We start from the raw sequence: 26,670 nt of genomic DNA, 5'->3' as shown, positions 1-26,670 counted from the left end.
GCTCGACGTTATCTACAAAACGGCCAGAATGCTAAGGCCCGCCATGTTTTCCGGAGGTTTGCGGTTCTGGCCGGACTGATATTCGTCATTTACAGGAAAGAATCTTAAAGCGGTTCCGGGGCACCGACTTGTCCGTTAGTGTTTCGCTCGTGAAGGCAATCCGCAGATTTACCGTCAGAACCGTTCTCCCGGAGTCCATCCGGCCGCTGGCCCGGCTCGCCACCAATCTCCGGTGGTCCTGGCACAGGCCCACCCGGGAGCTTTTCGAGTCGCTCAACCCCGGGATCTGGGCGGAGAGCGCCCACGACCCCGTGACGTTCCTGGGCCTGGTAAGCCGGGAAGAGCTGCAGCGCCTCGCGGCGGACCAGGACGTGGTGCAGCGTGTCCACGCCGCAGCCGACGACCTCGACCGGTACCTGGACCAGCCGCGCTGGTACCAGAGCCTCGGCGACGGCGCCCCCTCCTGCATCGCGTACTTCTCACCCGAGTTCGGCATCACCGAAGTGCTGCCCCAGTACTCGGGCGGCCTCGGCATCCTGGCCGGCGACCACCTGAAGGCGGCCTCGGACCTTGGCGTGCCGCTGATCGGCGTCGGCCTCCTGTACCAGGCCGGCTACTTCAAGCAGTCGCTCTCCCGCGACGCCTGGCAGCAGGAAACCTACCCGGTCCTCGACCCGGACGGGCTGCCCCTGACACTCCTGCGCGAAGCCGCCCCGGACGGCAACGGCAAACCGATCCAGATCTCCCTTCCGCTCCCCCAGGGCCGGCGCCTGCTGGCGCACGTGTGGCGGGCCGACGTCGGACGCGTTCCGCTGCTGCTGCTGGACTCCAACGTTCCGGGCAATGACGAAGCAGCCCGCGGCATCACGGACCGCCTGTACGGCGGCGGCGGTGACCACCGCCTGCAGCAGGAACTCCTGCTGGGCATGGGCGGGGTCAAGGCGCTGCGGGAGTTCCAGCGGCTCACGGGGGTCCCCGCGCCGGAGGTCTTCCACACCAACGAAGGACACGCCGGGTTCCTGGGCGTCGAGCGGATCCAGGAGCTGATGTCCGGCGCGGATCCGCTGAGCTGGGACGAGGCGCTGGCCGCCGGCCGGGCGTCGACCGTGTTCACCACCCACACACCGGTCCCCGCGGGCATCGACCGCTTCGAAATTTCCCAGATTCAGCACTTCTTCGAAGCCGGCCTCGCCCCGGACGTCCCGGTGGCGAAAATCCTGGACCTGGGCCGCGAGGACTTCGCGGACGGCAACCCGTTCGTGTTCAACATGGCCGTCATGGGCCTGCGCCTGGCCCAGCGGGCCAACGGTGTGGCCAAACTGCACGGCGTGGTGTCCCGCGGGATGTTCTCCGCCCTCTGGCCGGGATTCGACCATTCCGAAATCCCGATCACCTCCGTCACGAACGGCGTGCACGTCCCCACCTGGGTGGACCCCAGGATCTCGGCGTTGGCGCGGGACCAGTTCGGTGCCGACGCCGAGGCGCAGGGCCGTTGGGACCTGGCCTACAACGTCACCGATGAGGACCTCTGGGCGCTGCGCCGGGAGATGCGCGTGTCCCTGGTGGAGGATGTCCGGCGCCGGCTCCGGGCCGCCTGGAAGAAACGTGGCGCGGCCGACGCGGAGCTGGCGTGGACGGATTCCGTCCTGGACCCGGACATCCTGACCATTGGCTTTGCCCGGCGCGTGCCGACCTACAAGCGGCTGACCCTGATGCTGCGCGATCCCGACCGGCTCAAGGCGCTGCTGCTGCACAAGACGCACCCCATCCAGCTGGTCATCGCCGGGAAGTCGCATCCGGCAGACGACGCCGGCAAGAAGATGATCCAGGACCTGGTCCGGTTCACCGACGACCCCGCCGTGCGGCACCGGATCGCGTTCCTGCCCAACTACGACATCGCCATGGCCCGGACCTTGTTCCCGGGCTGCGATGTGTGGCTGAACAACCCGCTGCGTCCGCTGGAGGCCTGCGGAACGTCCGGCATGAAGGCCGCCCTGAACGGTTCGCTGAACCTTTCGGTCATGGACGGCTGGTGGGACGAGATGTACGACGGCGAGAACGGCTGGGCGATCCCGACCGCCAACAACGACGCCTCCCCGGAAGAGCGCGACGACATCGAGGCGGCGGCACTGTACGAGCTGCTCGAAACACAGGTGGCCCCGCGGTTCTACGGGCTGACCGTGTCCGATGCGGCCGGAGCCGCCGGGCCGTCCCAGCCGGGCCCGCAGAAGGTCCCCACGCACTGGGTCTCCATGATCAAGCACACCATGTCCCACCTTGGCCCGGCCGTCTCGGCGGAACGGATGCTCCGGGACTACGTCAACGTGCTGTACCGGCCCGCCGCTATCGCGGGACGCCACGCCGTGGCGGATAACTACGCCCAGGCCAAGGCCCTGGCGGCGTGGACCTCACGGATCCGGGCCGCGTGGCCGCAGATCCAGGTGGAGCACGTCGACTCTGTGGGGGTCTCCGAGGACCCGCAGATCGGAGACCTGCTGCAGGTCAACGCGTACGTGGCCCTGCGCGAGCTCTCACCGGAGGATGTTTACGTCGAGGTGGCCTATGGCCGGGCCGAGGACACCGACGAGCTGACGGACATCACGGTCGCGGAATTGAAGGCCGCGGAGGACCTCGGCAAGGGCCGGCACCTTTTCAGCGGCACGCTGGTGATTGACCGGTCGGGCTCCTTCGGCTACACCGTGCGGGTGCTGCCGAAGAATGAGGCGCTGGCGTCCAAGGCGGAACTTGGCCTGATCGTCAACGCCTGATCCCATCCTCACCGGCAGCGCCTGACCGGCAGCGCCCGGCCTCGACTAGAGGCAGACGGCGATGACGTCCAGGCTGTTGCCGGCGTAGCCTTCGGCGTCCTGCAGCGTTTCGCAGATGACGCCGAAGGAGCGGTCCGCGCGGAGGGCGGCAGGCACCTGCCAGATGAAGGTGACCGGGGCCTCGCCGTCGTCTGTCACGGCATCGGCGACGTCGTGGAGGGAATCGTGCAGCGCATCGAGGTCCGTACCGTAGTCCTCGGTGGCCTCCAGGAGCTCGCTGAACGTGTCCAGGACTGCCTGTTTGGTCTCAACGGCGGGAACCACCACGGCGCGGCGGCCGGCGTCGTCGATCTGCTCCTTGAGTTCTTCGATGGTCCAGGTCTCTGCCGAGTAAATCTTCATGGGGTCCTTAATCGCGGATAACTAGGTGCGGTAGATATTTATTGTGTTGGCCTGGACGAGGTCCCGCTCGCCGGAGGCGACGCGGGCGCCCTGGCGCCTGTCATGGAGTTCGGAGGTGGTCACGCGAAGCTCGAAGAGCCGGTGCCCGGTGCCGTCCTCGTTGTTCAGTTCCGGCAAGGTGACCTTGACGTCGTCGGCGCCGCCGTTGACCACCACCAGGCCGTCCACGTGCCCGTCGTCGGACCCGAGCAGGAGCTGGATCACCCGGTGGCCGGGGTCGTTCCACGTGTCCGCTGACATGGGCTTGCCATCGACATCGAACCAGTGGAAATACGACTGGTTGTCGCGCGCCGGGTAATCATGCGGCTGGCTGGCCAGGAACTCCTTGCGCAGCCGGATGACACGCTTGGTGGTCCGCAGCATCGCATGGGATTCCGCGGTGCTGGTCCAGTCAATCCAGGTGAGGGCGTTGTCCTGGCAGTAGGCGTTGTTGTTGCCCTGCTGGGTCCGGCAGATCTCGTCCCCTGCGGTGATCATGGGGACGCCTTGGGAAATCATCAGGCAGGCCATCAGGTTCCGCCGGCTTTGGGCGCGCCGGGCAAGGATATCGCCGTCTTCGGTGGGGCCCTCGAAGCCGTGGTTGTAGCTGCGGTTGTCGCCGTGGCCGTCGCGGTTCTGCTCGCCGTTGGCCTCGTTGTGCTTGCGGTCGTAAGCGGTCAGGTCGGCCAGGGTGAAGCCATCGTGGGCCGTGATGAGGTTCAGCGAGGCGAGCCGGGACCGGCCGGATGACTCGAACAGCTGGGCAGAACCGGAGAGGGCGTCCGCGAGGCGCGCCACCGGGCCGCCGCTGCCGCCGCCGTCGATCGCTGCACGGTCGGCGAGCCAGAAGCTGCGGACGGCGTCGCGGAAGTGATCGTTCCAGTCCACCCACCCGGCCGGGAACCGGCCGGTCTGCCAGCCACCGTAGCCCACGTCCCAGGGTTCGGAAATCAGCTTGACGCCGGACAGGACGGGATCGGCGCCCACCGCGACGAGGAAGGGGTGCCGGGGATCGAATTCGTTGGCACTGTTGCGGCACAGCGTGACGGCGAGGTCGAACCGGAAGCCGTCGATGTGGAACTCGCTCACCCAGTAGCGCAGGGAGTCCAGCACCAGCTGCACCACGCGGGGTTCGGCGAAGTTCAGGCTGTTGCCGCAGCCGGTGGTGTCGACGTACTTGCCGTAGCCGTCGTTGCGGTAATACTGCATCTCGCCCAGGCCACGGAAGCTCAGGGTAGGGCCGTCGGTGCCGCCCTCGGCGGTGTGGTTGTACACGACGTCGAGGATGACCTCGAGCCCGGCGGCGTGGAGCAGCTTGACCATGCCCTTGAACTCATCCTGGACCGCGTGGGGGCCGGCGGCCTGTGCGGCCGCGGTGGCGTAACCGGGGTGCGGGGCGAAGAAGGCGGCCGTGTTGTAGCCCCAGTAATTCGTCAGTCCGAGCTGTTGGAGGTGCGGCTCATCGATGTGGAAATGGACGGGCAGGAGCTGGATCGCCGTGACGCCCAGCGAGATCAGGTGCTCGATCACGGCCGGGTGGGCCATGCCTGCATACGTCCCCTGAAGGTCCTCCGGAATGTCCGGGTGCAGCTTGGTCTGGCCCCTGACATGGGCCTCGTAGACGATAGTGTTGCGCCAGGGCACACGGGGATTGCGGTCAAGTCCCCAGTCAAAGTCGTTGCCGACCCGGACACTGGTGATCAGCCCTTCGCGTTCGTCAACGGCCCGCCCATACGGGTCCATCAGCAGCGGCTGCTCCTCGCCGGCGTCGAAATCCGTGGCGGGCATGGACAACGGGAGGGCCTCATGTTCGGGCGAGGCCCGGAAACCGTAGCGCGAGCCGGCGGGAATCCCCTCCACGATGCCGTGGTGAACGCCGTCGCTGAGGTTGGGCAGTGTCTTCGCCTGCCAGGTGCCCCCTGGCGGCTGATACGCGATTTCCAAGGTGGTCACGCCGGGCGCGTAGACAGCCACGTTGGCGAACGCACCCCGAGGATCGTCCACTGCCGGCGAGCCGGTATGCGGAGTGCTGATCCCCAGCGGAAACGCCCGCGAAGCGTCTACGGTGGAAGCGGTATCTATGTAAGACATAACCATTGCTTAAAGCTTAGCCGGGCCGGACTAATGGCCCCCGTTTTCGATTTCATGACGTTTTGCAGTGTACGGACCACCACACTGCATACTGTAATGAAGCGCCGACATGGAGGTAAATGTGCGCGTAGCACTAGCCCAAATCATTACTGGCCGCGATCTGGCTGCGAATCTCGCCCTCGTGGACGACTATGCCCGCCAGGCCAAGGCCGGCGGCGCGGACCTGGTGGTATTCCCGGAGGCCACCATGCGGGCCTTCGGCAATTCGCTGCTGGATATCGCCGAGCCGCTGGACGGTCCGTGGGCTTCCCGGGTGCGCGCCCTCGCCTCGGAACTCGGCATCACGATCGTCGCGGGGATGTTCACACCGGGAACAACCGGCGACGGCGCCAAGGTGCGCAATACCCTGCTGGCCACAGGCCGGGGAGTCGAGGCCAGCTACGACAAGATCCACCTGTTCGACGCCTTCGGTTTCGCCGAGTCGGACACGGTCGACGCCGGCACTTCCCCGGTCACCTTCGAGCTCGACGGCGTGACGTTCGGCCTAGCCACGTGCTACGACGTCCGCTTCCCGGACCTTTTCACGGAAAACGCCGACCGCGGCGCCGACGTCAACATAGTGTGCGCCTCCTGGGGATCGGGCCCCGGCAAGGCCGAACAGTGGAAGCTCCTTGCCCGCGCCCGCGCCCTGGACTCCACCACCCTGGTCCTCGCCTGCGGCCAGGGCGACCCCGCCAGCTTGGGTCACCCGGTCAAGGGTTCCGCCCCCACCGGCGTGGGCCACTCCGTGGTGGTCTCCCCCATGGGCGACATCATCGAAGAGCTCGACGGCGCTCCGGGCCTGCTGTTCGCCGACCTGGACACCGCAGCGGTCAAGGAAGCACGAACCAAGCTCCCGGTCCTGGCCAACCGGCATAAGTTTTAAGCGGCAGCGTTCGGTTCGGTCTAGTCACCTCCACGCGCAACGGGGGCTTTTCGATTCCATTGTGGTCACCACCCGCGGACACCGGCGCCCTGCCGTCGCTTAGACACCTCCCGCCGCCTACTTCGGCCGCAGGCGGCCTCATCCGGCTCTGGTCGGCGATGCGCTCCTCAGCAAGACACCGCCGCCCGCCCGATATTCAGCCCACCCGCTGTTGGACTACTTCAGTAAGACTGACGAAATACAAAAGGCGCGAAAGGCGCGCTGCCACGAACAACGCGGGGATCCTCGCGCCTATTTTGGGGCCTCGGAGGGCCCATCTGACCACGCGTTGCTTGTACTCGTTCTCGCGTTAACGGAAAACGCTCCCCCACGAGTCGTGAGGGAGCGTTTGGCGCTTATCGCAATGGTGACAGAGCCTCATCGCGGGAACCGGAGTTTTGCTAAGGAGCGCATCGCCGACCAGAGACGTTGGAGGCCGCCCGCGGCCGGAAGCGTCGACGGGAGGAAGGGAAGCCCCGAGGGACCCGAACTGAGCTTGCGAAGTTTGGGAAGGGGCTGACCGCTAAGCGACGGCAAAACTTCGGTTTCGGCGAAACTCAAGCCCGACTCCGGTGACCGTAAAACTTCGGTGCCGGCGGAACCCGGCCCGAAGAAGCGGGCTACTTAGCGGAGCGCTGGCGGGAGATTTCGTACAGGGAGATGCCTACGGCCATGGAGGCGTTCAGGGATTCCATGGCGGAGTCGATCGGGATCGAGACGATCTGGTCGCAGTTTTCGCGGACCAGGCGGCTCAGGCCCTTGCCCTCGGAACCTACGACGAGGCACACGGGTTCGGTGGCCAGGGCGAGATCGGGCAGCGAGACGTCGCCGTCGCCGTCGAGCCCCAGGACAAAGATCCCCATGTTCTTGAACGCCTTGAGCGTGTTGTTCAGGTTGGCCGCGCGGGCAACCGGGACGCGGACGGCAGCGCCGGCGCTGGTCTTCCAGGCCGAGGCGGTGACGCCCACGGAGCGACGCTCGGGGACGACGACGCCGTGGCCGCTGAAGGCCGAGACGGAGCGGATGATCGCGCCGAGGTTGCGGGGGTCGGTGATGCCGTCCAGAGCGACGAAGAGCGGGGCGTTGGCCACGTGGCCCTTCTTCCAGGCCGCGAGGGTCTCTTCGGCGAGCTCGAACGCGTCCTGGTATTCGTACGGCGGGATCTGCAGTACGAGTCCCTGGTGGATGGCGTCGTCGGTCATCCGGTCGAGCTCGGGCTTGCCGGTCTCCATCAGCGGGATGCCGCGTTCGGCAGCGAGCTTCAGGGATTCCTTGACGCGGTCGTCCATTTCGATGCGGACGGCTACGTGCAGTGCCTTGGCCGGGATGCCGGCGCGCAGGGCTTCGACCACCGAGTTGCGGCCGGTGACGACCTCTTCGGTGGCGCGGCCCTTGGGGCCGGAGCGGCCGGTGCGGGCTGCCGCGCTGGTGGTGCGGCTTCCGCTGGCGCGCTTGGCCTCGGAGCGCTCAGAGAGCTGCTTGTTCTTGAACGCCTTGTGGTAGGGGCGGTCCTCCGCCTTCGGCGTGGGGCCCTTGCCCTCGAGTGCTTTGCGCCCGTGACCGCCGGTTCCGACGGTGGGGCCCTTCTTCAATTTGACCGAACGACGACCGTTGTTGGCCATGATTTCCACCCCTGCTTGTTACGTGCTTTGTTAATAAGTCTGACCTCCAGTCTACTGACTCGAGTTAAATCGACTATTTCGGGAGGGCCCGCGGCAGAACTCGGGCCGGAAGCACGGGGGCGCATCAGGGCCTGCTCAGCCGCGCTTGAGGCTCCAGCTCGCCCCGTCCGGACCGTCCTCAACGACGACGCCGGCTGCGGCCAGGGTGTCCCGGATTGCGTCGGACGCCGCCCAGTCCTTGGCGGCCCGGGCATGGGCGCGCGCCTCCAGCTGCGCCTCGACCAGAACCCCGAGGGCGGTGTTGGCCTGGTCGTCGGCCGCGGGCGTCGCGGTGGCGTTGAGGCCCAGCACATCGAGCATGGCGTTGACGCTGGCGAGGGCCTGCCCGGCGGCGTCGAGGTCCCCGTCCGTGAGGGCCGTGTTGCCGGCCCGGACCGTCTCGTGAAGGGATGCCAGTGCCTGCGGGACGTTCAGGTCATCGTCCATCGCCGCGGCGAAAGCCTCCGGGACGGCAACCCCCGGGACGGTAGCCTCAAACGAATCCGGTGCTGCGCCGGGGAGGACCCGGCCGGCGCGGCTGAGGAACCCATCGATCCGTTCGACGGCGGCGGCCGCCTCCGGCAGGGACGTCGGTTGGTAGTCCAGGACCGAACGGTACTGCGCCTGGCCGAGGTAGTACCGGACGACCCGCGGCGGGGCGATTTCGAGCATTTCCGCCGGGCTGACGGTGTTGCCGATGGACTTGGACATCTTCTCGCCGGCGTACGTGACCATGCCGTTGTGCATCCAGAAGTTGGCGAACCCGTGGCCTGCCGCCTGGGACTGCGCCATTTCGTTTTCGTGGTGCGGGAAGCGCAGGTCCAGGCCGCCGCCGTGGATGTCGAACTCGGTGCCGAGGTACTTGGTGACCATCGCGGAGCATTCGAGGTGCCAGCCCGGACGGCCGGGGCCCCACGGCGAAGCCCAGCTCGCCGTCGTCGGCTCCCCGTCCTTGTAGCCCTTCCACAGCGCGAAGTCGCGGGGGTCCTTCTTGCCGCGCGGGTCCGCGTCCGGGGCGCCCTGCATGTCGTCGAGCCGCTGGCGCGTCAGGGAGCCGTACTTGGACCAGGAGCGCACGTCGAAGTAGACGTCGCCGGAGTCGTCCAGGGCCGGGTAGGCGTGGCCGCGGTTGATCAGCTGCTGGATGAGGGCGTGCATTTCCGGGATGTGGCCGGTGGCGCGGGGCTCATAGGTGGGGCGGGAGACGCCCAGGGTGTCGTAGGCCTTGAGGAATTCCTGCTCGTACCGGTAGGCCAGGGCCCACCATTCCTCGTTGCGCTGGGCTCCGGGCTCGTCCTCAAAATCGGGGCCGAAGGACGCGGCGGACTTGGCGAGGATCTTGTCGTCGATGTCGGTGACGTTGCGGACCGCCGTCACGCGGAAGCCCCGGTACTGCAGCCAGCGGGTGAGCTGGTCGAACGCGATGGCCGACCGGATGTGGCCGACGTGGGGCATGCCCTGCACGGTGGCTCCGCAGTAGTACAGGCTCACTTGGCCAGGTACGAGGGGGACGAAGTCGCGGACTTCGGCGGATGCAGTGTCGTAAAAGCGCAGGGTCACCGCTCCAGATTAGCCGATGGCGCTCCGCGGCCTGACCGGCGGCTTTGCGGGCAGCCGTCACTCCGGGAGCGGGGCCCCGGATCATCGATCCGGGACGCTACTTGCAGTACTGCCCGATCTTGTTGATCTGCTCCGTGAGCTGGGCCGTCTGTTCGTCCGTCTTGGTCCCGGTGGAGCTGGCCGCAACCTGCTTCATGATCTCGGCCATCTGCTGGATGGGGGCGCCAACTTCCGGCGCCACTTTGTCCGCAACTTCCTGGTAGTGCTGGCCGATCTGCGCGGCCTGCTCCTTCGCGCTCCCGGAGGGCGCGAACGTATCGCCGTTGAGGAACTTGCAGCTTTCGTCGACGCTCAACTTTGGCGTGGCGCTGGTTGCCTGGGGCGTCGTCGTCGAGCCGGCGCATCCGCTCAGCATGGTCCCTGCCACGAGTACGACGGCGGTCAGCAGCTTCTTCACGGCGGGTCTCCTGGCTGTTCGGAACGGGATGTCACGGTGGGGTCTTGCCCCTCCAGCCTAGGCGACCGGAGCGGGCAGAGTTCAACCGGCGGTTAGCCGGCCGGGTAGACGAGCGCCGTTGCCACCGCCGAGATCCCCTCGCCACGGCCGGTGAACCCGAGTCCGTCGCTCGTGGTGGCCGTGACGCTGACCGGCGCCGCAGCAGCATCGCTGAGGACCCGCTGGGATTCCTCCCGCCGCGGACCGAATTTGGGCCGGTTGGCCACGAACTGCACGGCAATGTTGCCGATTTCAAATCCGTGGGCGCGCACAATCCGGGCGGCCTCGGCCAGGAGGGTGACGCCGGACGCCCCGGCGTATTCGGGCCGGTCAGTGCCGAAGTGGGTGCCGAGGTCCCCGATCCCGCAGGCCGAGAACAGCGCGTCGGCCGCGGCATGCGCCACCGGGTCGCCGTCGGAGTGGCCGGACAGTCCCCGTTCCCCTTCCCAGAAGAGTCCGCCGAGCCACAGCGGCTGCTTCTCGCCTTCGGCCGCGTAGGCATGAACATCGATTCCGATCCCGGTCCTGGGGATCAGAGGCGCGTTGGTGGTCATGCTCATCCCTCCACCCAGCGTGCGCCCAGGGGTCCTTCGAGGAGGCCTTCGGCCAGGATCAGGTCCAGGGGCGTGGTGATCTTCAGGGACTGGCTGGCGCCGCGCACGGCGTGGACGGGGACGCCGAGCAGTTCCACGAGCATCGCGTCGTCCGTGACGAGCGCAGCCTGGTCAGCGTCGAACTCCGCGGCGGCCTCGTGGGCTCGTTTGAGGATCGCGAAGGTGAATCCCTGGGGTGTCTGCACGGCACGGAGCCCCTCACGGGGCGCCGTCCCGGTGACCAGCTCGGGGGCCACCGCGACGCCGTCGCCGGTGGTCGGTTCGACGGTCTTGACGGTGTCCACTACCGGGATCACCGGAATCACGGCGGAGGCACCGGCTCCGAGCGCCGCAGCCACCCGGTGGAAAACGGCCTCCGGGGCAAGGGCACGGGCGGCATCGTGGACCAGGACTGCCTCAGTATGGGGCAGGAGCGCGGCCATCGCGGCGCGGACCGAATCGGCGCGGTTCGCACCGCCGTCGACGACGGTCACGACCGGAATCTGCACGCCGTAAGGGGACTCCGCGGTGCGGGCGAGGCCGTCCGCAAGCTCCCGGGTGAAGGCCGCGCACAGCCCCTGCAGATCGGCGTCTCCCGGGGGAATCGCAATGCAGATCTGCTGTGCGATCCCGGCGGCCGCCACGCCGCGCAGGGCGTGCATGAGGATGGTGTCCCCGCCCAGCGGCACTTTTGCTTTGGCCACGCCGTAGCCCAGGCGCTGGCCGGAGCCGGCGGCCACAACAATGACAGCAGTCACCGGACCGGCCGGGGACGAATTCGTCGGTGCAGTATCCATGCGCACAAGACTACGTCCCCGCGCCTCGGAGCATCCCGTTGCGCTATCAGTTGTGGTGGTTTCGGGGCGCACTCAGAGGGGCCACAGGTGAAAACGCAATCGGGTGGCGGATGAAAAAGGGCAAGAAGAAGCCCCGGCGGCCTGAGGCCACCGGGGTTCGATTCTTATTCTGCGCCGGCCTGCTGGGGCCGGCCCTGTGTTAGGAAGCCAGGACCTCGTCGAGAACGCTTGCAGCCTTCTCTTCATCAGTCTTCTCAGCCAGTGCCAGTTCCGAAATCAGGATCTGGCGGGCCTTGGCCAGCATGCGCTTCTCTCCCGCGGAGAGACCCCGGTCGTGATCGCGGCGCCAAAGGTCGCGGACGACCTCTGCTACCTTGATGACGTCACCGGATGCAAGCTTTTCCAGGTTTGCCTTGTATCGACGCGACCAGTTGGTGGGTTCTTCAGTGAACTCGGCCCGCAGCACATCGAACACGTGCTCCAAGCCTTCCTTGCCCACTACGTCCCGAACCCCAACGAGGTCTACGTTTTCTGCTGGAACTTCAATGGTCAGATCACCCTGAGCCACCTTGAGCTTGAGATACATCTTCTCTTCGCCCTTGACAGTGCGCATCTTGATTTCTTCAATTTTGGCTGCACCGTGGTGAGGGTAAACTACTGTCTCGCCGACCTCAAAAACCATGTGGACATTCCCCTTTCCCGCAGACCAGTTTATCACGATTAAGGCATACAACTGGCATCTAAAGGTGCCGGGAACCGCATGAATCCGGGGAAAATGGCCTCAATCCACCCCCTCAAACCCCTTGACGAATGCGGATAATAGTGCCTGCGGCCCTAACTGCCAAGAGGTTTCCGGTCCCCGGCAAGCGCGCCCTCGCCCGGCGGGGGCTCGTGCGTCCGTGCGCCAACGCGTGCGCGTCCCCGCGTCTATGTGTAGCGGCCGAGTCCTTGTTTGAGGCCGATTGCGGATAGGCTATGGGCTGAATAATGTTCCAAGACTCTCAAGGAGTGCGTGACGTGCGTTTCACTGCGATGAACCGGGGCCAGCGCGGCAAGCTGGCAATGGCTACGGCTGCACTTGGCATTGGCCTGCTGTCCGTGACCGGCTGCGGCTACATCAACCCCCAGCAGACCTCTGAGCAGTACTCGGCATCCGACGGAACCCGGACCGACCTCGGCCCGCTGAAGCTGCGCAACTTCATCATCGTCGCCGATGCCGAGGACAAGCCGGCCCGCGTGATCGGCGCCGTGTACAACTCCTCCTCCAAGGACGTCGTGCTGACCATCAAGGGTGCGGCCGGATCGCAGACCCAGGTTCCGGTCAAGCAGAACTCCTACACCATGCTCAACGACTCCACCGATGCGGTGATCCTGAGCACCGCCGGCGCCAAGCCCGGATCCGTGACCGAGCTCAGCATCTCCGAAGACGGCACCAACAAGAACGCCTCGTTCAAGGTTCCGGTCCTGGACGGAACGATCGTGGATTACAAGCAGTACCTGCCRACGCCGGAGCCCACCACCGGCAGCACGGCCACCTCGACCGAAACGGCCACGCCGACGCCGACGCCGAGCAGCACCGCCGGGCACTAGYCTCCACGGCTGCTGCCACAGCACATGCAAAAGGAGGGGCACCCGCGGGTGCCCCTCCTTTTGCATGTGCCCTGGATCTTTTGCATGTGCCCTGGATTTAGGGTTCGAACTTGTAGCCCAGGCCGCGGACGGTAATCAGGTACCGCGGCGCGGAGGCATCGGGCTCAATCTTGCTGCGCAGCCGCTTGACGTGGACATCGAGGGTCTTGGTGTCCCCCACGTAGTCGGAGCCCCAGACCCTGTCGATCAGCTGGCCTCGGGTCAGGACCCTGCCGGAGTTCCGCAGCAGCATTTCCAGCAGCTCGAACTCCTTGAGCGGCAAGGCTATCTGCTCGCCACCGACGCTCACGACGTGGCGTTCGATGTCCATCCGGACAGGACCGGCCTGCACCGTGCTGGAGACGAGCTCCTCCGGCTCGCTCTGGCGCCTCAGGACGGCCCGGACCCGGGCCACGAGCTCCCGCGAGGAGTAGGGCTTGGTGACGTAGTCGTCGGCGCCCAGTTCGAGCCCCACCACCTTGTCGATTTCCGAGTCCTTGGCCGTCAACATGATCACCGGCACTCCTGAACGCTGCCGGAGCTGGCGGCAGACCTCCGTGCCCGACTGGCCGGGAAGTTGGAGGTCCAGGAGCACGAGGTCGGCGCCGTTGCGGTCGAACTCGGTGATGGCGTCCAGTCCGTTGTCCACCACCTCCACCTCGAACCCCTCTTTGCCCAACAGGTAGGAGAGGGGATCGCTGAAGGACTCCTCGTCCTCGACAATAAGAATCCTGCTCAAGCGGTAGCTCCTTGCTCATGGACGCCGGCGGCGTCACGTCGTTGTGGTTTGGGGTCCCGGGTGGAAGTGTGGGCAGCGGCTTTGCCCGCCTCGGTGGCGTCGCCGTGGTCCTGCCCTTCCATCTCGGGAAGTCGAATGGTGAACGTGGAACCCTGGCCGAGCTGGGACCACAGGGTCACCTCGCCGCCGTGGTTGGAAATGACGTGCTTGACGATGCTCAGGCCAAGCCCCGTGCCTCCGGTCTGCCGCGAACGGGCGGCATCCACCCGGTAGAAGCGCTCGAAGACGCGCTCCTGGTCCTCGGCGCTGAGTCCATCGCCCTGGTCCGTCACAGAGACCGCCACGAGGCCGTCCTTGGCCCGGATGCCCACACCCACCTTGGTGTTCTCCGGCGAGTAGCGGATTGCGTTATCGATCAGGTTGCGTAGGGCGGTGACGAGGAGGTCCTGGTCGCCGTAGACCATGGCGTCGGCGTGCCCGCCCACCACCAGCTGGATGTTCTTGCTCTCGGCCGGCAGCTGCGAGCGGTCCACGGCCTCGTTGACCACGGTGTTGATGTCTACCGGGCGGCCCTGCTGCGCGACGTTGGCCCCCTGCAGCCGGGAGAGTTCGATGATGTCCTGGACGAGGGCCGCGAGCCGCGTCGATTCCTTGTGCATGCGCTTGGCGAACCGCTTGACCGCGTCGGGATCGTCAGCGGAGGACTCGAGGGCCTCCGCCAGGAGGGAGATCGCCCCGACCGGTGTCTTCAGTTCGTGGGAGACGTTGGCGACGAAGTCGTTGCGGACTTCCTCGGTGCGGGTGAATTCCGTGCGGTCATCGGCCAGCAGGAGGATGTAGTCCTCCGTGATGACGGCTGCCCGGACCTGGACCACGATCGTTCCCTGGCCCAGCGGGCCCCGCGGCAGTTCCAGCTGCTTTTCGAGGACCACACCGTCCCGGCGCACCTTGGCGGTCATTTCCAGCAGCGGCTGGTGCACCACGGTGTGCCCGCGGACCAGGCCGTAGGCATAGGCGGCAGGGCTGGCGCGGACCACGCCGTCGATCGCGTCGACCACCACGAACGCGCGGCCGAGGACGGCTAGCACCTCCGCCGCACCTTCGGGCAGCGAGGGGTCCTCGACGTCGACGTCGACGATCTGCCGCTGCTGCTCACTGACCCGGAACGCGAGTACGCCGAACATGCCAAACGATAGGCCGATCAGGCCGGCGATGACGCCGATGAGCATTGGATCCACGGCTCCAGCTTATGCTCTGCCGCGTGACCGAAACTGAAATCTCCTGCGAATCGGGCGCCGGTTCAGCTAACGTTCACCTATTGGGGCGTAACAGTTCACCGGACACTGACAGAGTTGAGGGTTGGAGCGCCGGTAGGTGAACCGAAATAGGCCCGCCATTGAATCGCTGGCAATATTTCCGAGGAAAGGACGCACACGTGCGTAAGGTTTTTCAGGAGGAGCTCGCCCAAGTAAGGGAACAGCTCGTCGAGATCTCAGCGCTGGTCACGGAGGCCATCGACAAGGCCACGACAGCCTTCGAGGGCGCCGATATCGACCTCGCCGAGGACGTGATTGCCGCCGATGCCCGCATCGACTTCCTGCAGAACAGCCTCGACGAGCGCGCCATCGACATCCTCGCCCTCCAGGGCCCGGTGGCGAGCGACCTGCGCATGCTGGTTGGTTCGCTCCGAATGAGCGCCTCGCTGGAGCGCATGGGCGACCTCGCCCGGCACCTGGCCCAGCTGGCTCGGCTGCGCTACCCGGCGTCTGTGGTCCCGGGCCAACTGCAGGAGACCTTCAAGAGCTTCGCGGAACAGGACCTGCTGATCGCCCAGAAGCTCACCGAGCTGCTGGCAACCCGAGACCTCGGCGTGGCCCGCGACATCATGAAGGCCAACGGCACCGTCAACGACCTTCACCTGAGCGTCTTCAAGGCGATCGCGCGCAGCGACTGGCAGGAATCGGCGGCCACCACCGTGGACGTTGCCCTGGCCAGCCGCTACTTCGAGCGCTTCGCGGACCACGGCGTCTCCGTTGCCCAGAAGGTCACGTACCTGGTCACCGGCGCGTGGCAGCCGAGCACGATCGAACACATCTGACGCAGGCCGTCCGACGGATTGCGGTTCTGTTCTGACACAGAAGTACTGAAACAACGACGGCGTCCGGTCACCTTGGGGGTGGCCGGACGCCGTCGTTTGTTCTGTAGTTAGTGCTGCGGTGAGGGAACCGCTTACTTCTTGCCCTGGTTGGCCACTGCCTTGATGGACTCGGCGGCGGCCTCGGGGTCCAGGTACGTCCCGCCCGGGGTCAGCGGCTTGAAGTCCTCGTCCAGTTCGTAGACCAGCGGGATGCCGGTGGGGATGTTCAGGCTGGCGATGTCCTCGTCGCTGATGCCGTCAAGGTGCTTGACCAGGGCCCGGAGCGAGTTGCCGTGGGCCGTGACCAGGACGGTCTTCCCGGCGCGGAGGTCTTCCTTGATGTCCGATTCCCAGTACGGCATGAGCCGGATCAGGACATCCTTGAGGCACTCGGTGCGCGGGACGGCGTCGCCGAGGTCCGCGTAGCGCGGGTCCCCCACCTGGGAGAACTCGGAGTCGTCGGCCAGGGGCGGCGGCGGGGTGTCATAGGACCGGCGCCACAGCATGAACTGCTCCTCGCCGAATTCGGCCAGGGTCTGGGCCTTGTCCTTGCCCTGCAGGGCGCCGTAGTGGCGCTCGTTGAGCCGCCAGTCGCGCTTGACGTCGATCCAGCCGCGGTCGGCCGTGTCCAGTGCCAGGTTCGCCGTGTTGATGGCCCGCTTCAACCGCGAGGTGTAGAGGATGTCGGGGAGGATGTTGTTCTCCACGAGAAGCTCGCCGCCGCGCACCGCCTCGGCACGGCCCTGGTCGTTCAGGTCAACGTCCACCCAGCCGGTGAACAGGTTCTTGGCATTCCAGTCGCTGTGGCCGTGGCGCAGCAGAATCAGCTTGTAAGTCATGGTTTTTATCCTAGCCGAGCAGTCGGCGGCGGTGCCGTGCGTTACACCACATGCGCCGAACCACAACCAACTGCAACGCCAGGTCACCTCGCGCCCATCCGGTGGCCCCATGAGCCGGAAGTGACCCCGCGTTGAAGGGTAGGCGTGCGGTGGAAGATAAGCTTGGGCGGTGGTGCAGAAGGCTGAACGGGTGCTGGCCCCCCGAAACCAGGGCGGGACGAGAAGCGGCATACGTGGCGGCAGGCCCGTGGGAAACGTGACCCGTGGAACCACGAACCCCAACCGGATGCGCCGCGTGGACCGCTGGCTGACCGGGCCGCAGGCCTGGCGGTTGCGCGCCGCGGCCCACCCCCTCGCCGTCGACCTCGGCTACGGCGCCTCGCCGGCCACCGCCGTCGAACTCTTTGAACGCCTCTCCGGGGTTCGCACCGACGTCCAGGTGGTGGGCATCGAAATCGAACCGGAGCGTGTCCGGCAGGCCCAGCCCCTTGAACGGCCCGGCCTGATGTTCCAATTGGGCGGCTTCGAGCTGCCCGTGCGCGGGAACCCCGTGCTGGTCCGGGCCTTCAACGTGCTGCGGCAGTATGAGGAAGCAGACGTGGCCGGCATCTGGCGGCTGGTGCAGGACCGCCTCGCCCCGGGCGGGCTGTTCATCGACGGCACCTGCGATGAAATCGGGCGTCGCGCCACCTGGGTGGCGCTCGACGGCGAACGGCCACTAAGCCTGAGCGTGTCTATGCGGTTCGGTGCCTTCGCGTTGCCCTCCGACGTTGCCGAACGGCTGCCGAAGGCGCTGATCCACCGCAATGTGCCCGGCGAGAAGATTCACGCATACCTGCAGGCGATGGACAAGGCCTGGCTGGATGCGGCGCCGTTGGCGTCGTTCGGAAGCCGGCAGCGCTTCTCAGCTATGTGCCGCGCGCTGCTCGACGCCGGCTGGCCCATTCAGGACGGCCCTTCCCGCTGGCGGTTGGGCGAAGTGACGGTCAGCTGGGACGCAGTGGCGCCGGGCGCCTAGCAAGGTAGAAAATCCTCACCAGGGGCCGTAGGGGCCCATGTTGCGGCCGCGGCCGGCGTCCTTGATGGCGGGGCGGACGTCGGCGAGGTACACGGACGCGGCGGTTACGGCTGCGAGGCCGAAGATGCCGAGCGAACTGGCCCCGCCACCGCTGCCCAGCTGCGAGAGCAGGGAGAACAGGCCCACGGCGAACGCGCCGCCGGTCAGCGCCAGCCAGAAGGTCTTGGTCCGTTTCGAGACGGCCTCGAACGCGTTGGCTTTGTGCCGGAGGCAGTCGAAAAACGCCCACGCCTCCAGGGCAAAGGCCACGACAGCCAGGACCAGGTAAATCCCGGATTCGACAAAGTAAATGAGTATGCGTCCGTCCACTCCCCCAGCCTAGCCGTCCAGCGTGTCCAATGCCTGCTCCAAATCGGCCCAAAGGTCTTCCACGTTCTCAATGCCGACGCTCATCCGCACCAGGTTGTCCGGCACGCTCTCCGGCTCGGCCGCATGCCGGCGCCGGCGTTCGATCAGGGATTCCACCCCGCCAAGGGACGTCGCGGGCAGCCAGAGGCGCAGGGCGCGGATCATCCGGTCCGCCGCCTCCGCGCCGGTGAGCCCGTCCGCGGGCGCCACCTCAATGCACAGGATGGAACCGAACCCGTTCATCTGTTCCTTGGCACGGACGTGGCCGGGGTCCGAGGCGAGCCCGGGGAAACGGATGCTGGCAACCCGCGGGTGACCGTCGAGCCGTTCGGCCAGGACCTGGGCGGAGGCCTGGGAACGCTCGATCCGCAGCGCCAGGGTGCGGAGCCCGCGCAGCGCCAGCCACGCCTCGAACGGCCCGGCGATCCCGCCGTGGATGGTGCGGTGGTGCAGCAGCGCGGCGCGGAGGCCGGCGTCGGAGGTCACCAGCGCGCCGAGCACGACGTCGGAGTGGCCGGAGAGGTATTTAGTCACCGAGTGCAGCACGACGTCGGAGCCCAGGCTGAGGGGCTGCTGCACCAGGGGCGTGGAAAAGGTGTTGTCCGTGACGACGATCGCGCCGGCCTCATGCGCCGCCGCTGTCAGGGCCCGCATGTCCGCGACGCCGAGCATGGGGTTGGTGGGGCTCTCGAGCCACAGCATGCTGGCGGCGCGGCCGCCGGCCGGGGCAAGCGCAGCCACCACGGCGTCGGTGTCCGCGATGTCCACCGTCCGCAGCTCCAGGAACCCCTTGGCCGCCAGTTCGGTGGCCATGGTGACCGATCCGGCGTAGCTGTGGGACGGCATGACGAGCACGCCGTGGGCGGGCACCAGGGACAGGGCCGAGCTGACTGCGGCGAGTCCCGAGGCGTAAAGCAAGCCCGGCAGGTCCGCGCCTTCCAGCTGGCCCAGCGCCTCTTCGAACGGGTCCCAGGTGGGGTTCGAATAGCGGCCGTAGCCGCGGTCGCCGTCGCCCAGGGGTCCCGTGCCGAAGTAGGTGGAGGACAGCACCAGCGGCGGGTTGACCGGTTCGTCGCGGGTGCGCGGCGGGCGCCCTGCCGCCACAACCAGGGAATCCGGGGAAAGCGCGGCTGCCTGCTCATCAGAAAGACTCATGGAGACAGGGTACGTGGGGCCCCGCAGGGCACCGAAGCCGTTACGCCGAAGACCCGAAGCAGACTGCAGTGTCGGTGATTGTCGGTAGTCTAGGACGGTGACTACCCAGAGCCCCGGAGCGTCCCGCCAAGAGTTGCCCAGCCAGTTGCCGAGCCAGCTGGCCGGACTGTTCATTGCGTTCGAAGGCGGAGACGGTGCCGGCAAGTCCACGCAGGCGGCTGCACTCGCCAAGGCCCTGGAATCAAGCGGCTTCACCGTGCGGCGGACCCGGGAACCGGGCGGCACACCGATCGGCGAGAAACTGCGTTCCCTCGTGCTGGACCACGGCCATGGCCACATCGACGCCCACACCGAGGCCCTCATTTTCGCGGCGTCCCGGGCCGCGCACGCGACCCAGGTCATCCGGCCTGCCCTGGACCGCGGCGAGATTGTCCTGACCGACCGGTACATCGACTCCTCGGTGGCGTACCAGGGCGCCGGCCGCGGCCTCGGGACGGACGCGGTCCGGGACATCAACGCGTGGGCGACCTCGGACCTGCGGCCCGACCTGACGGTGCTTCTCGACGTCGACCCCGCCGTCGGCCGGGAGAGGCGCACCGCCGGCGAGGCCGCCGAGGACCGCCTCGAGTCCGAGGCCGACGAATTTCATGCCACCATCCGGGCGGCTTTCCTCGACCTGGCCGCGGCCCGGCCCGAGGCCTATCTGGTGCTGCCTGCCCGCCTGCCTGTCGCCGAACTTGCCGCCCGGATCCTCGAGCGCGTCGAATCCTTGCTGGCCGTGCCCCAAAGCAGCCCGGCATGACCGTCTGGGACGACCTCCAGGGCCAGGACGCCGTCGTGGCCCAGCTGCGCCAGGCGGCCCAGGGCGAGGGCCTGACGCACGCGTGGCTATTCACCGGCCCGCCCGGCTCCGGCCGCTCCAACGCCGCGAAGGCCTTCGCGGCTGCCCTGAACTGTGACCAGGAGGACGTCAGCCTGCGCGGCTGCGGCGAATGCCCGGCCTGCCTGACCATCCTCGGCGAAACCCATTCCGACGTCGCGTTCGTGCGCACGGAGAAGGTCACCATCACCATCGACGAGGCGCGCGAGCTCGTGGCCACCGCCGGGAACCGTCCATCGTCGGGCCGGTGGCGGATCATCGTCGTGGAAGATGCCGACCGGATGGCCGAGCGGACCACCAACGTGCTGCTCAAGGCCATCGAGGAACCCACACCCCGCACCGTCTGGATGCTCTGCGCGCCCTCCCCCGCCGACGTCCTCGTGACTATCCGCTCCCGCTGCCGGGCAGTGGCCTTGCGGCTTCCGCCCGCCGCCGCCGTCGCCGCCTTGCTGGTCAAGCGCGACGGCGTGGATCCGGCGGTCGCCGAGCGTGCCGCCCGCGCGGCGCAAAGCCACGTCGGGATCGCCCGCCGCCTGGCCCGGGACCCGGAGGCCCGGGAGCGCCGGCTCGAGACGGTGCGGTTTCCGCTGTCCCTCCGCGGCGTGACGGCGGCGGTCATGATGGCAGAGAAGCTGGTCAAGATCGCCACCGAGGAAGCAAACAGCTCCAATGACGAGCGCGACGCCGCCGAGAAAGCCGCGTTGCTGGCCACCCTCGGGGCGCCTGAAAGCGGTACTTTGCCGCCTACCATGAGGAGTCAGGTCAAACAGCTCGAGGACGACCAGAAGCGCCGTGCCAAGCGATCCGTCACCGATTCCCTTGACCGCACGTTGACGGACCTGCTGTCCTTTTACCGGGATGTCCTGATCATCCAGATGGGGAACGCCGTGGAACTCGTCAACGTTGAACTCAGAAGCGAACTCGAAGACTTCGCCTCCCGTTCCACCGCTGAAGTGACCCTTGCCCGAATGGACGCCATCAACAAGGCCCGCACGCGCATCACCACCACCAACGTGGCCCCGCTGCTGACGATCGAGTCCATGGCTTCCAGCCTTATTTGACCCCCGGCCGCTCCAAACGCCTCTACGCCTTCGTTTCTATCCTCCAAGGAGAACCGCATGAAGCCTGCTCGACCCAAGTCCGCAAGAGCCCGATCAGTGGCGATCGGCATGCGGGCCGTCGGCGCCCTGGCTCTTGCCCTGACACTGGCCTCGTGCACCATTTTCGGCGGCGGAGGCAACGGCGGGTCGAGCGCCGCGACATCCGGGGCTTCGGCACAGGCGGACCCATCGATTGTCGCTGCGGCCCCTGCGGAGCTGCGCAGCTACTACTCCCAGCAAGTGGACTGGAAGCCGTGTGAGGGCGGGACTTTCCAGTGCGCCACGATCAAGGTTCCGCTGGACTACAGCAAGCCCGACGGCGACCGCATCGAGCTGGCCGCTATCAAGCTCGCCACCAAAGGCGACAAGAAGGGCTCATTGCTGGTCAACCCGGGCGGCCCGGGCGGCTCCGGCTACGACTTCGTGAGGGATGCGGCCAACACCAATATTTCGGAGAAGGTCCGCTCCGCCTACGACATCATCGGTTTCGACCCGCGAGGCGTGAAACGCTCCGCTCCGGTCACGTGCCTCACGGACAAGGAACGCGACGCGTCCCGGGCCAAGACCTACGCCCTGGATACCGACGCCGGCCTGGACGCGGCCCTTGCCGACAACAAGGCCATTGCCGCCAAGTGCGTGGAGAAGACCGGCCCGGTCCTGGCCCACATCGACACCGTCAGCGCCGCGAAGGACCTCGACATCCTGCGCGGCGTGGTCAACGACGCGAAGCTGAACTACCTCGGCTACTCCTACGGGACCCTCCTGGGCTCCACCTACGCCTCGCTGTTCCCGGACAACGTGGGCCGGCTAGTCCTCGACGGCGCCATTGACCCGTCACTGAGCTACGAGGAACTGACCAGCGGCCAGGCCGTAGCCTTCGATAAGGCCCTCCACGCCTACGTCGCCAAGTGCCAGCAGACCAGCGGATGCCCGCTCACGGGAAGCACCGAGGAAGGCGTCCAGCAGATCCACGACGCCATCAGCGCGGCTGAGGCGAATCCGTTGCCGGCGAAGGACGGCCGGAAGGTCTCCGGCTCGACGTTTGTCAGCGGCCTCATCATCCCGCTCTATAACAATGACAACTGGCCGATCCTCACCAGGGCCCTCGCGACAGCCCTCAAAGGCGACGGCACAGGCATGCTGCGGCTGGCCGACTTCGGCGCCGACCGGGACCCCAGCGGCACCTACACGTCGAACAGCACCTTCGCCTTCAACGCCATCAACTGCCTGGACTACCCCATGGTCTCCGATACCGCTTCCATGCGGGCCGAGGACCAGAAGCTGCGCCAGGAGTCGCCCACCCTGGGTTACTACTTCGCTTACGGCGGAAGCAACTGCAAGGACTGGCCGTACAAAAACGTCCGGACACCGGCCGCGGTGGAGTACAAGGGTGCGGCCCCAATTGTTGTTGTTGGAACCACAGGGGATCCGGCCACCCCCGTGGAATGGGCCACCAACCTGCGCAAGCAGCTCGGGAATGCTTCGCTGCTGACGTGGAAGGGCGAGGGCCACACGGCCTACGGCCGCTCCAACAGCTGCATTGGCAACGCCGTCGATGACTACCTGGTGGACGGAAAAGCCCCGGCGGACAACACCGTCTGCTAGGTACCTTGCCGGCCCTGCGGCCGGCTGCAGACGCTCATTTTGACCCGGACGCCGGGACTCTATTACAGTTGTCTCTTGCATGATCCGCCCGGTTCGCCGGGCATTCATGTGGTTGCTTCCTTAGCTCAGTTGGTAGAGCGTCTCACTCGTAATGAGAAGGTCGCCAGTTCGATTCTGGCAGGAAGCTCGAGAAGAACCCCTGGAAATCAACGATTTCCGGGGGTTCTGTCGTTTTCGTTGAAATAAGCAGATGACTGGGTATTCCCTCCAATTTCAGGCGTTTCCCCACATGTCCGTCACTTTTTCGTCACCTCCTCTGGCGCTCTCGAGGCGTCTTACCGGCGGCGAGGGAAGCCACCCCCGGTTAGGCGAATACATACGCTGTGCGCTGGGTCCAGTCGCTTCGTGGGCCGTCCGGACTGATACCCCTGAACAGATCCTGGCGAAGTCAACCGTCCCATAACTTCAGAAGCGCGACATTAGGTCCGAAGGACCCCTACGTGGGCTACTGCATTGCTTCCGGGATGCCGAATCGCCTCCCAGTGAGTCTGCGGACGACGGCTTCTAAGGGCTGATCTTCCAGCTCAACACCCTCGCCCCCGTAACGAATTCCCGTTTCGTCGCCCACCGCTTCGATGTCAAAAAGGTTGAGGACCTCGGCCACGCGAATCTGATACTCGGTAGCGGTCATTTGGCGAGACGCACGAACTGGAATTGTGCTGAGTGTGCGCGCGACCTCAGCATCGATGGATTCAGTCATGGGCGCGCGTCGAGTTGCCTGGTTCTGGTGCCGTCCGTGGGAGAAGATGACTTCCTGGTTCGCATCCAAGTGAAGGTCATCGGCGGTGACGCCGGCCAGTGTCAACATAACGTGCGTCTCGAAGATCCGGACCGCACCGATCTTTCCGTAGATGACCTCGGCACCCTTGGTGAGGCCGAAGTGGGCCCCAATGAAGGATTCGTTCAAATCCCTGGCCGGAACGGCGTAATGGTCAATGCTGCCGCCTGGGTAGATCATGTTTTCCTTTCGTATGGGCGCCGGATAAACTCGCCCGCCTGAGCGGCAACTGGTGAGATCTCGACGATTAGAAGTGGCGAAGGTATCGCTCCGGTGATTCAAGGAACGACCGCATGTTCGTGACCATTTCCAGGTCCTCCCACGCCCGGGGCCGTAGACCCCAAGGTCCGGCTTCCAGAATCTGCGCCCCGGGAAGGGCGGCCAATACAGGTGAGTGCGTGGACATGATGACCTGCGAATGGCCCGCGGCCAGCAGGTCCTTCAAGACGACGAGGAGGGTCAGGCATCCCTGGAAGGACAACGCGGATTCGGGTTCGTCGAGCACCCACAATCCGCCCCCTCGAAAGCGGTCCACGGCCAGCTCCAGGAAAGACTCGCCATGTGACATGTCATGGAATGGGATGTCACCGGTCCTGCTGGGGTTTTCCTCGAGATAGGTGAAAAAGCCGTGCATGGTTTCGGCGCGCAGAAAGTAGCCCCGCCTGGTGGCGCCGGCGTTCCGGACCAGGTGGAGGTGATAGGACAGCTTGGATTCCGTGGACCTGGTGGTGTGCCGCGCTCCAGTTGATCCGCCTTCCGGGGACAGGCCGTAGGCCAAGGCGATGGCCTCCACAAGTGTGGATTTACCGGACCCGTTTTCGCCGACCAGGACGGTAGCGGATGTCAGATCGAGTCCCTGGTCGAGGACCTGGGCGACGGGAGCCAGAGACGCCGGCCAGATCTGGCGGTCCAGAACGTTGTTTGGATCCTCTGTCAGCCGTCGAATCGGATAGTCGTGCAGGGGCATGCGCCTATTCTTACAGGCCGCTTATCCCTTCCCCTCGTCTATTCGCCCGTCTGGAACACTCGCCCACTTGAACCGGGGTCTAGGGCCCATAACAGGAGCCAGGCTCCAGGGCGGATGACTTGCCATTCGGCGACTGGACCGTAGACTCGCCCCATGTCAGGACCTGGGGGAGCGAAAACAGTCCGTCGCGCTGCGGCACTCATTATTGGGGCGCTGCTCGCCAGCGGCATGGCCGCCTGTGCTTATGAGGACGACGGAGATCCACAGCCAACGGCTGCCGGCCAAAGTCACCGGCCTGCGCCCACCGTCCCCACGAAGGACCCTGGTGTTCTGGGCGTGGAAGCCACCAACTACGCAGAACTCCACAAGCGCCTGGCCAATGCCACGGGGTCCGTTCTCCTTGCCGACGCTGGCGCCGCCGACGGGCCGGGGGTTGGCTTCAGCAAAGCCGCGACGGTGATGACCACTGGTCCGTACACTGTCACCGCTACCTGCGTTGGCACTCCCGGCGCCCAGATCTTCCTCGCTCAAGATGGGGTCGAGCCAGTATCGCTAGAGGTCGATTGCTCGGGGGTCCTTTCGAAGGTCGTCCAACTACAGAAAGGGTACGTCGGTGCCCAACTGATCCGCCCAGACCCGACCGGCGCATGGACCGGGGCGGTCGCCGGAATCAAAATCACAGTCCAGTGAGGCTGGGTCCGTGGAACCTATAAGTGCTGACAGCGGAAAGTGGCTGCTGCCGTTGCTGGAAACCCACGGCAGTGATTTGAACGTCGTGCCGCGCGGCTTCCCAGCCTATGCCCGGGTGTTCCACCCGGCGCGACGGGACCGGCCCACGGGCGAGGATGGCGGACCTGTGACGTGGGCTGAGGTGGCGCGCGTCTTCGGAAAGTCCATGCACCCGCTCGCGCAGTATCACCGGCTGGCGGGGCCCGAGGTCGGGGAACGGCAGGAGGTTCTCGATTCGAGCGGGTGGCGTTACTCCGAGCCGGAACAGGGGAACCTCGCAGCCCACATCCTCGAACCGGTGGCAACAATACTGTGCCGGCACACCACCACCCCGGACAGCGGGGTGGCCGCGGTCTGGGAAGGATGGGGCGGGCTCACCGGCTCAGCCAGATACCTCACCGCGGTCCGGGGCCGACTTCCGGGAATCCTTGGGAAGCTCACGGCGGCGCACCGCTCCGGGCCCGGCCCGCTGCCCACAAAGACAATGAAAAACTCCCGGCTGTCGCTCCCGGGGCGCGACCATTTCCTGTTCGCGGCCGCCCCGCGGTCCTTCACCGATGCCGTGTGGATTCAGGACTCCCCCTGGAACCGCGACCCGCACTGGCCGCAATCGCCCAGCCTGCTCTGGCCCGAGGACAGGGCTTGGGTCATGGTCACGGAGATCGACTTCGACTCCACCATCGTCGCCGGCAGCCCCAGCCTCGTCGCCGACCTCATCGCCGATCAGAGCATCGAAGCGCTCCAGATCAACGAGGGCGCCGACCTCACCCAGGACGCCGACAACGTCAACCGGCCGCAGACGTAGACCTCCATCAAGCGCGCCTGCACGATTGCTCCTAGACTGGCGCCCATGGACACCGTCACTCCGGAATACGCCCGGCTCCGCAGCGCCATCTCCGCGCGCCTGACCGCCCACGACCTGCTCGGCGTGATGGACCACGGGGCACCGGAGACCGAGTACGACCCGGAGATGGAGGACTTCGCCGCGCTTATAACCGCCGGCACACCCATCACGCCTGAAGTCGTGGCGACGGTCTGGCACAAATGGTTCGGCGACAGCCAAGGCGAGACCACGGGCGAGCCTGAGCCGCCCACGTCGGGCATGACTGCCCTGGCGGCTGACCTTCAGGCCATCCAGACAGGCTTCGTGCAGTAGTAGCCGGAGAGCAGAGTCGGCTCAAAGCATCGACACGGGAATGGGAACCCGAGGCTTGAGGGATGGCATGTCATCGTGCTTCTGGCGATGACGGTGTTG

Annotated in this window: 26 protein-coding genes and 1 tRNA gene; 12 read left to right on the top strand and 15 right to left on the bottom strand. The window is 66.4% G+C overall.

Annotated features, from left to right (window positions below; translation table 11 throughout):
- Nucleotides 1-149 precede the first annotated feature (149 nt).
- A complete protein-coding gene (gene glgP / locus AB4089_RS20365; protein ID WP_441411084.1) occupies nucleotides 150-2,768 on the top strand; it encodes an alpha-glucan family phosphorylase in 2,619 nt (872 codons plus the stop codon).
- A gap of 45 nt (nucleotides 2,769-2,813) precedes the next feature.
- On the opposite strand, the gene AB4089_RS20360 is transcribed toward glgP, so the two are convergent.
- Both AB4089_RS20360 and glgX read right to left on the bottom strand, forming a co-directional pair.
- A complete protein-coding gene (locus AB4089_RS20360) occupies nucleotides 2,814-3,170 on the bottom strand; it encodes a barstar family protein (RefSeq protein WP_441411083.1) in 357 nt (118 codons plus the stop codon).
- Between the two features lie 21 nt (nucleotides 3,171-3,191).
- A complete protein-coding gene (gene glgX / locus AB4089_RS20355) occupies nucleotides 3,192-5,306 on the bottom strand; it encodes a glycogen debranching protein GlgX (RefSeq protein ID WP_441411082.1) in 2,115 nt (704 codons plus the stop codon).
- A 115-nt stretch (nucleotides 5,307-5,421) separates the two neighbouring features.
- Here glgX and AB4089_RS20350 point away from each other — a divergent pair, with 115 nt between their 5' ends.
- Entirely contained in the window at nucleotides 5,422-6,225 is an 804-nt protein-coding gene (locus AB4089_RS20350; protein ID WP_441411081.1) for a carbon-nitrogen hydrolase family protein, read from the top strand.
- Nucleotides 6,226-6,884: 659 nt separating this feature from the next.
- Here AB4089_RS20350 and rlmB read toward each other — a convergent pair.
- The 6 genes from rlmB to AB4089_RS20320 all read right to left on the bottom strand — a co-directional run bounded on the left by rlmB (nucleotide 6,885) and on the right by AB4089_RS20320 (nucleotide 12,053).
- A complete protein-coding gene (rlmB, locus tag AB4089_RS20345; RefSeq protein WP_441411080.1) occupies nucleotides 6,885-7,886 on the bottom strand; it encodes a 23S rRNA (guanosine(2251)-2'-O)-methyltransferase RlmB in 1,002 nt (333 codons plus the stop codon).
- A 135-nt stretch (nucleotides 7,887-8,021) separates the two neighbouring features.
- Complete coding sequence (cysS, locus tag AB4089_RS20340; RefSeq protein WP_441411079.1) at nucleotides 8,022-9,485, bottom strand: cysteine--tRNA ligase; 1,464 nt, start codon at nucleotides 9,483-9,485, stop codon at nucleotides 8,022-8,024.
- A gap of 97 nt (nucleotides 9,486-9,582) precedes the next feature.
- Complete coding sequence (locus tag AB4089_RS20335) at nucleotides 9,583-9,942, bottom strand: hypothetical protein (protein WP_441411078.1); 360 nt, start codon at nucleotides 9,940-9,942, stop codon at nucleotides 9,583-9,585.
- Between the two features lie 92 nt (nucleotides 9,943-10,034).
- Nucleotides 10,035-10,535: a 2-C-methyl-D-erythritol 2,4-cyclodiphosphate synthase gene (gene ispF / locus AB4089_RS20330; protein ID WP_441411077.1), complete on the bottom strand. Its 501-nt coding sequence runs from the start codon at nucleotides 10,533-10,535 to the stop codon at nucleotides 10,035-10,037.
- Between the two features lie 2 nt (nucleotides 10,536-10,537).
- On the bottom strand, nucleotides 10,538-11,371 hold the full coding sequence (gene ispD, locus AB4089_RS20325; protein WP_441411076.1) for a 2-C-methyl-D-erythritol 4-phosphate cytidylyltransferase: 834 nt from the start codon (nucleotides 11,369-11,371) through the stop codon (nucleotides 10,538-10,540).
- 199 nt (nucleotides 11,372-11,570) lie between these two features.
- Nucleotides 11,571-12,053, bottom strand: a complete 483-nt coding sequence (locus AB4089_RS20320) for a CarD family transcriptional regulator (RefSeq protein WP_026266570.1) — start codon at nucleotides 12,051-12,053, stop codon at nucleotides 11,571-11,573.
- A gap of 350 nt (nucleotides 12,054-12,403) precedes the next feature.
- Here AB4089_RS20320 and AB4089_RS20315 point away from each other — a divergent pair, with 350 nt between their 5' ends.
- Nucleotides 12,404-12,961, top strand: a complete 558-nt coding sequence (locus tag AB4089_RS20315) for a hypothetical protein (RefSeq protein ID WP_441411091.1) — start codon at nucleotides 12,404-12,406, stop codon at nucleotides 12,959-12,961.
- A gap of 97 nt (nucleotides 12,962-13,058) precedes the next feature.
- On the opposite strand, the gene AB4089_RS20310 is transcribed toward AB4089_RS20315, so the two are convergent.
- Complete coding sequence (locus AB4089_RS20310; protein WP_090583992.1) at nucleotides 13,059-13,739, bottom strand: response regulator transcription factor; 681 nt, start codon at nucleotides 13,737-13,739, stop codon at nucleotides 13,059-13,061.
- Nucleotides 13,736-14,968 (bottom strand): sensor histidine kinase, encoded by a 1,233-nt coding sequence (locus AB4089_RS20305; RefSeq protein ID WP_441411090.1) that lies wholly within the window; start codon nucleotides 14,966-14,968, stop codon nucleotides 13,736-13,738. Before AB4089_RS20305 ends, AB4089_RS20310 begins: the two co-directional genes overlap by 4 nt.
- Nucleotides 14,969-15,174: 206 nt before the next feature.
- Between AB4089_RS20305 and phoU the strand changes: the two genes are divergently transcribed.
- Nucleotides 15,175-15,837, top strand: a complete 663-nt coding sequence (gene phoU, locus AB4089_RS20300; RefSeq protein WP_441411075.1) for a phosphate signaling complex protein PhoU — start codon at nucleotides 15,175-15,177, stop codon at nucleotides 15,835-15,837.
- Nucleotides 15,838-15,968: 131 nt separating this feature from the next.
- Here the strand turns inward: phoU and AB4089_RS20295 are convergent, their stop codons facing one another.
- On the bottom strand, nucleotides 15,969-16,715 hold the full coding sequence (locus AB4089_RS20295; protein ID WP_441411074.1) for a phosphoglyceromutase: 747 nt from the start codon (nucleotides 16,713-16,715) through the stop codon (nucleotides 15,969-15,971).
- Between the two features lie 169 nt (nucleotides 16,716-16,884).
- Here AB4089_RS20295 and AB4089_RS20290 point away from each other — a divergent pair, with 169 nt between their 5' ends.
- Complete coding sequence (locus tag AB4089_RS20290) at nucleotides 16,885-17,733, top strand: class I SAM-dependent methyltransferase (RefSeq protein ID WP_441411073.1); 849 nt, start codon at nucleotides 16,885-16,887, stop codon at nucleotides 17,731-17,733.
- Between the two features lie 15 nt (nucleotides 17,734-17,748).
- Here AB4089_RS20290 and AB4089_RS20285 read toward each other — a convergent pair whose 3' ends face one another.
- Both AB4089_RS20285 and AB4089_RS20280 read right to left on the bottom strand, forming a co-directional pair.
- The gene (locus tag AB4089_RS20285) at nucleotides 17,749-18,102 is read right to left on the bottom strand and encodes a DUF2516 family protein (RefSeq protein ID WP_441411072.1); all 354 of its coding nucleotides are present in this window, start codon (nucleotides 18,100-18,102) and stop codon (nucleotides 17,749-17,751) included.
- Between the two features lie 9 nt (nucleotides 18,103-18,111).
- The gene (locus AB4089_RS20280; protein ID WP_441411071.1) at nucleotides 18,112-19,296 is read right to left on the bottom strand and encodes a trans-sulfuration enzyme family protein; all 1,185 of its coding nucleotides are present in this window, start codon (nucleotides 19,294-19,296) and stop codon (nucleotides 18,112-18,114) included.
- Nucleotides 19,297-19,441: 145 nt separating this feature from the next.
- Between AB4089_RS20280 and tmk the strand changes: the two genes are divergently transcribed.
- The 4 genes from tmk to AB4089_RS20260 all read left to right on the top strand — a co-directional run bounded on the left by tmk (nucleotide 19,442) and on the right by AB4089_RS20260 (nucleotide 23,068).
- On the top strand, nucleotides 19,442-20,098 hold the full coding sequence (gene tmk / locus AB4089_RS20275; protein ID WP_441411089.1) for a dTMP kinase: 657 nt from the start codon (nucleotides 19,442-19,444) through the stop codon (nucleotides 20,096-20,098).
- Complete coding sequence (locus tag AB4089_RS20270) at nucleotides 20,095-21,237, top strand: DNA polymerase III subunit delta' (RefSeq protein ID WP_441411070.1); 1,143 nt, start codon at nucleotides 20,095-20,097, stop codon at nucleotides 21,235-21,237. The genes tmk and AB4089_RS20270 overlap by 4 nt, the downstream gene beginning before the upstream one ends.
- Nucleotides 21,238-21,294: 57 nt before the next feature.
- Complete coding sequence (locus AB4089_RS20265; RefSeq protein WP_441411069.1) at nucleotides 21,295-22,881, top strand: alpha/beta hydrolase; 1,587 nt, start codon at nucleotides 21,295-21,297, stop codon at nucleotides 22,879-22,881.
- Nucleotides 22,882-22,995: 114 nt separating this feature from the next.
- A tRNA-Thr gene (locus AB4089_RS20260) sits at nucleotides 22,996-23,068 on the top strand.
- A 318-nt stretch (nucleotides 23,069-23,386) separates the two neighbouring features.
- On the opposite strand, the gene AB4089_RS20255 is transcribed toward AB4089_RS20260, so the two are convergent.
- Together AB4089_RS20255 and AB4089_RS20250 are read right to left on the bottom strand one after the other, a co-directional pair.
- On the bottom strand, nucleotides 23,387-23,899 hold the full coding sequence (locus AB4089_RS20255; RefSeq protein WP_441411068.1) for a hypothetical protein: 513 nt from the start codon (nucleotides 23,897-23,899) through the stop codon (nucleotides 23,387-23,389).
- Nucleotides 23,900-23,966: 67 nt separating this feature from the next.
- Nucleotides 23,967-24,686, bottom strand: coding sequence for an AAA family ATPase (locus AB4089_RS20250; RefSeq protein WP_441411067.1), 720 nt, complete (start codon nucleotides 24,684-24,686; stop codon nucleotides 23,967-23,969).
- Nucleotides 24,687-25,022: 336 nt separating this feature from the next.
- Between AB4089_RS20250 and AB4089_RS20245 the strand changes: the two genes are divergently transcribed.
- The 3 genes from AB4089_RS20245 to AB4089_RS20235 are packed head-to-tail and all read left to right on the top strand — an operon-like array spanning nucleotide 25,023 to nucleotide 26,571.
- Nucleotides 25,023-25,376, top strand: a complete 354-nt coding sequence (locus tag AB4089_RS20245; RefSeq protein WP_441411066.1) for a hypothetical protein — start codon at nucleotides 25,023-25,025, stop codon at nucleotides 25,374-25,376.
- Nucleotides 25,377-25,386: 10 nt separating this feature from the next.
- Entirely contained in the window at nucleotides 25,387-26,220 is an 834-nt protein-coding gene (locus tag AB4089_RS20240) for a hypothetical protein (protein WP_441411065.1), read from the top strand.
- Nucleotides 26,221-26,265: 45 nt separating this feature from the next.
- The gene (locus tag AB4089_RS20235; RefSeq protein WP_441411064.1) at nucleotides 26,266-26,571 is read left to right on the top strand and encodes a hypothetical protein; all 306 of its coding nucleotides are present in this window, start codon (nucleotides 26,266-26,268) and stop codon (nucleotides 26,569-26,571) included.
- The last annotated feature ends 99 nt before the right edge of the window (nucleotides 26,572-26,670 follow it).

This window comes from Arthrobacter sp. 2MCAF15 (assembly GCF_052115605.1).
Lineage (GTDB): Bacteria > Actinomycetota > Actinomycetes > Actinomycetales > Micrococcaceae > Arthrobacter.
Note: the sequence above shows the minus strand (reverse complement) of the source record. Positions and strands in the feature narration are given on the sequence as shown.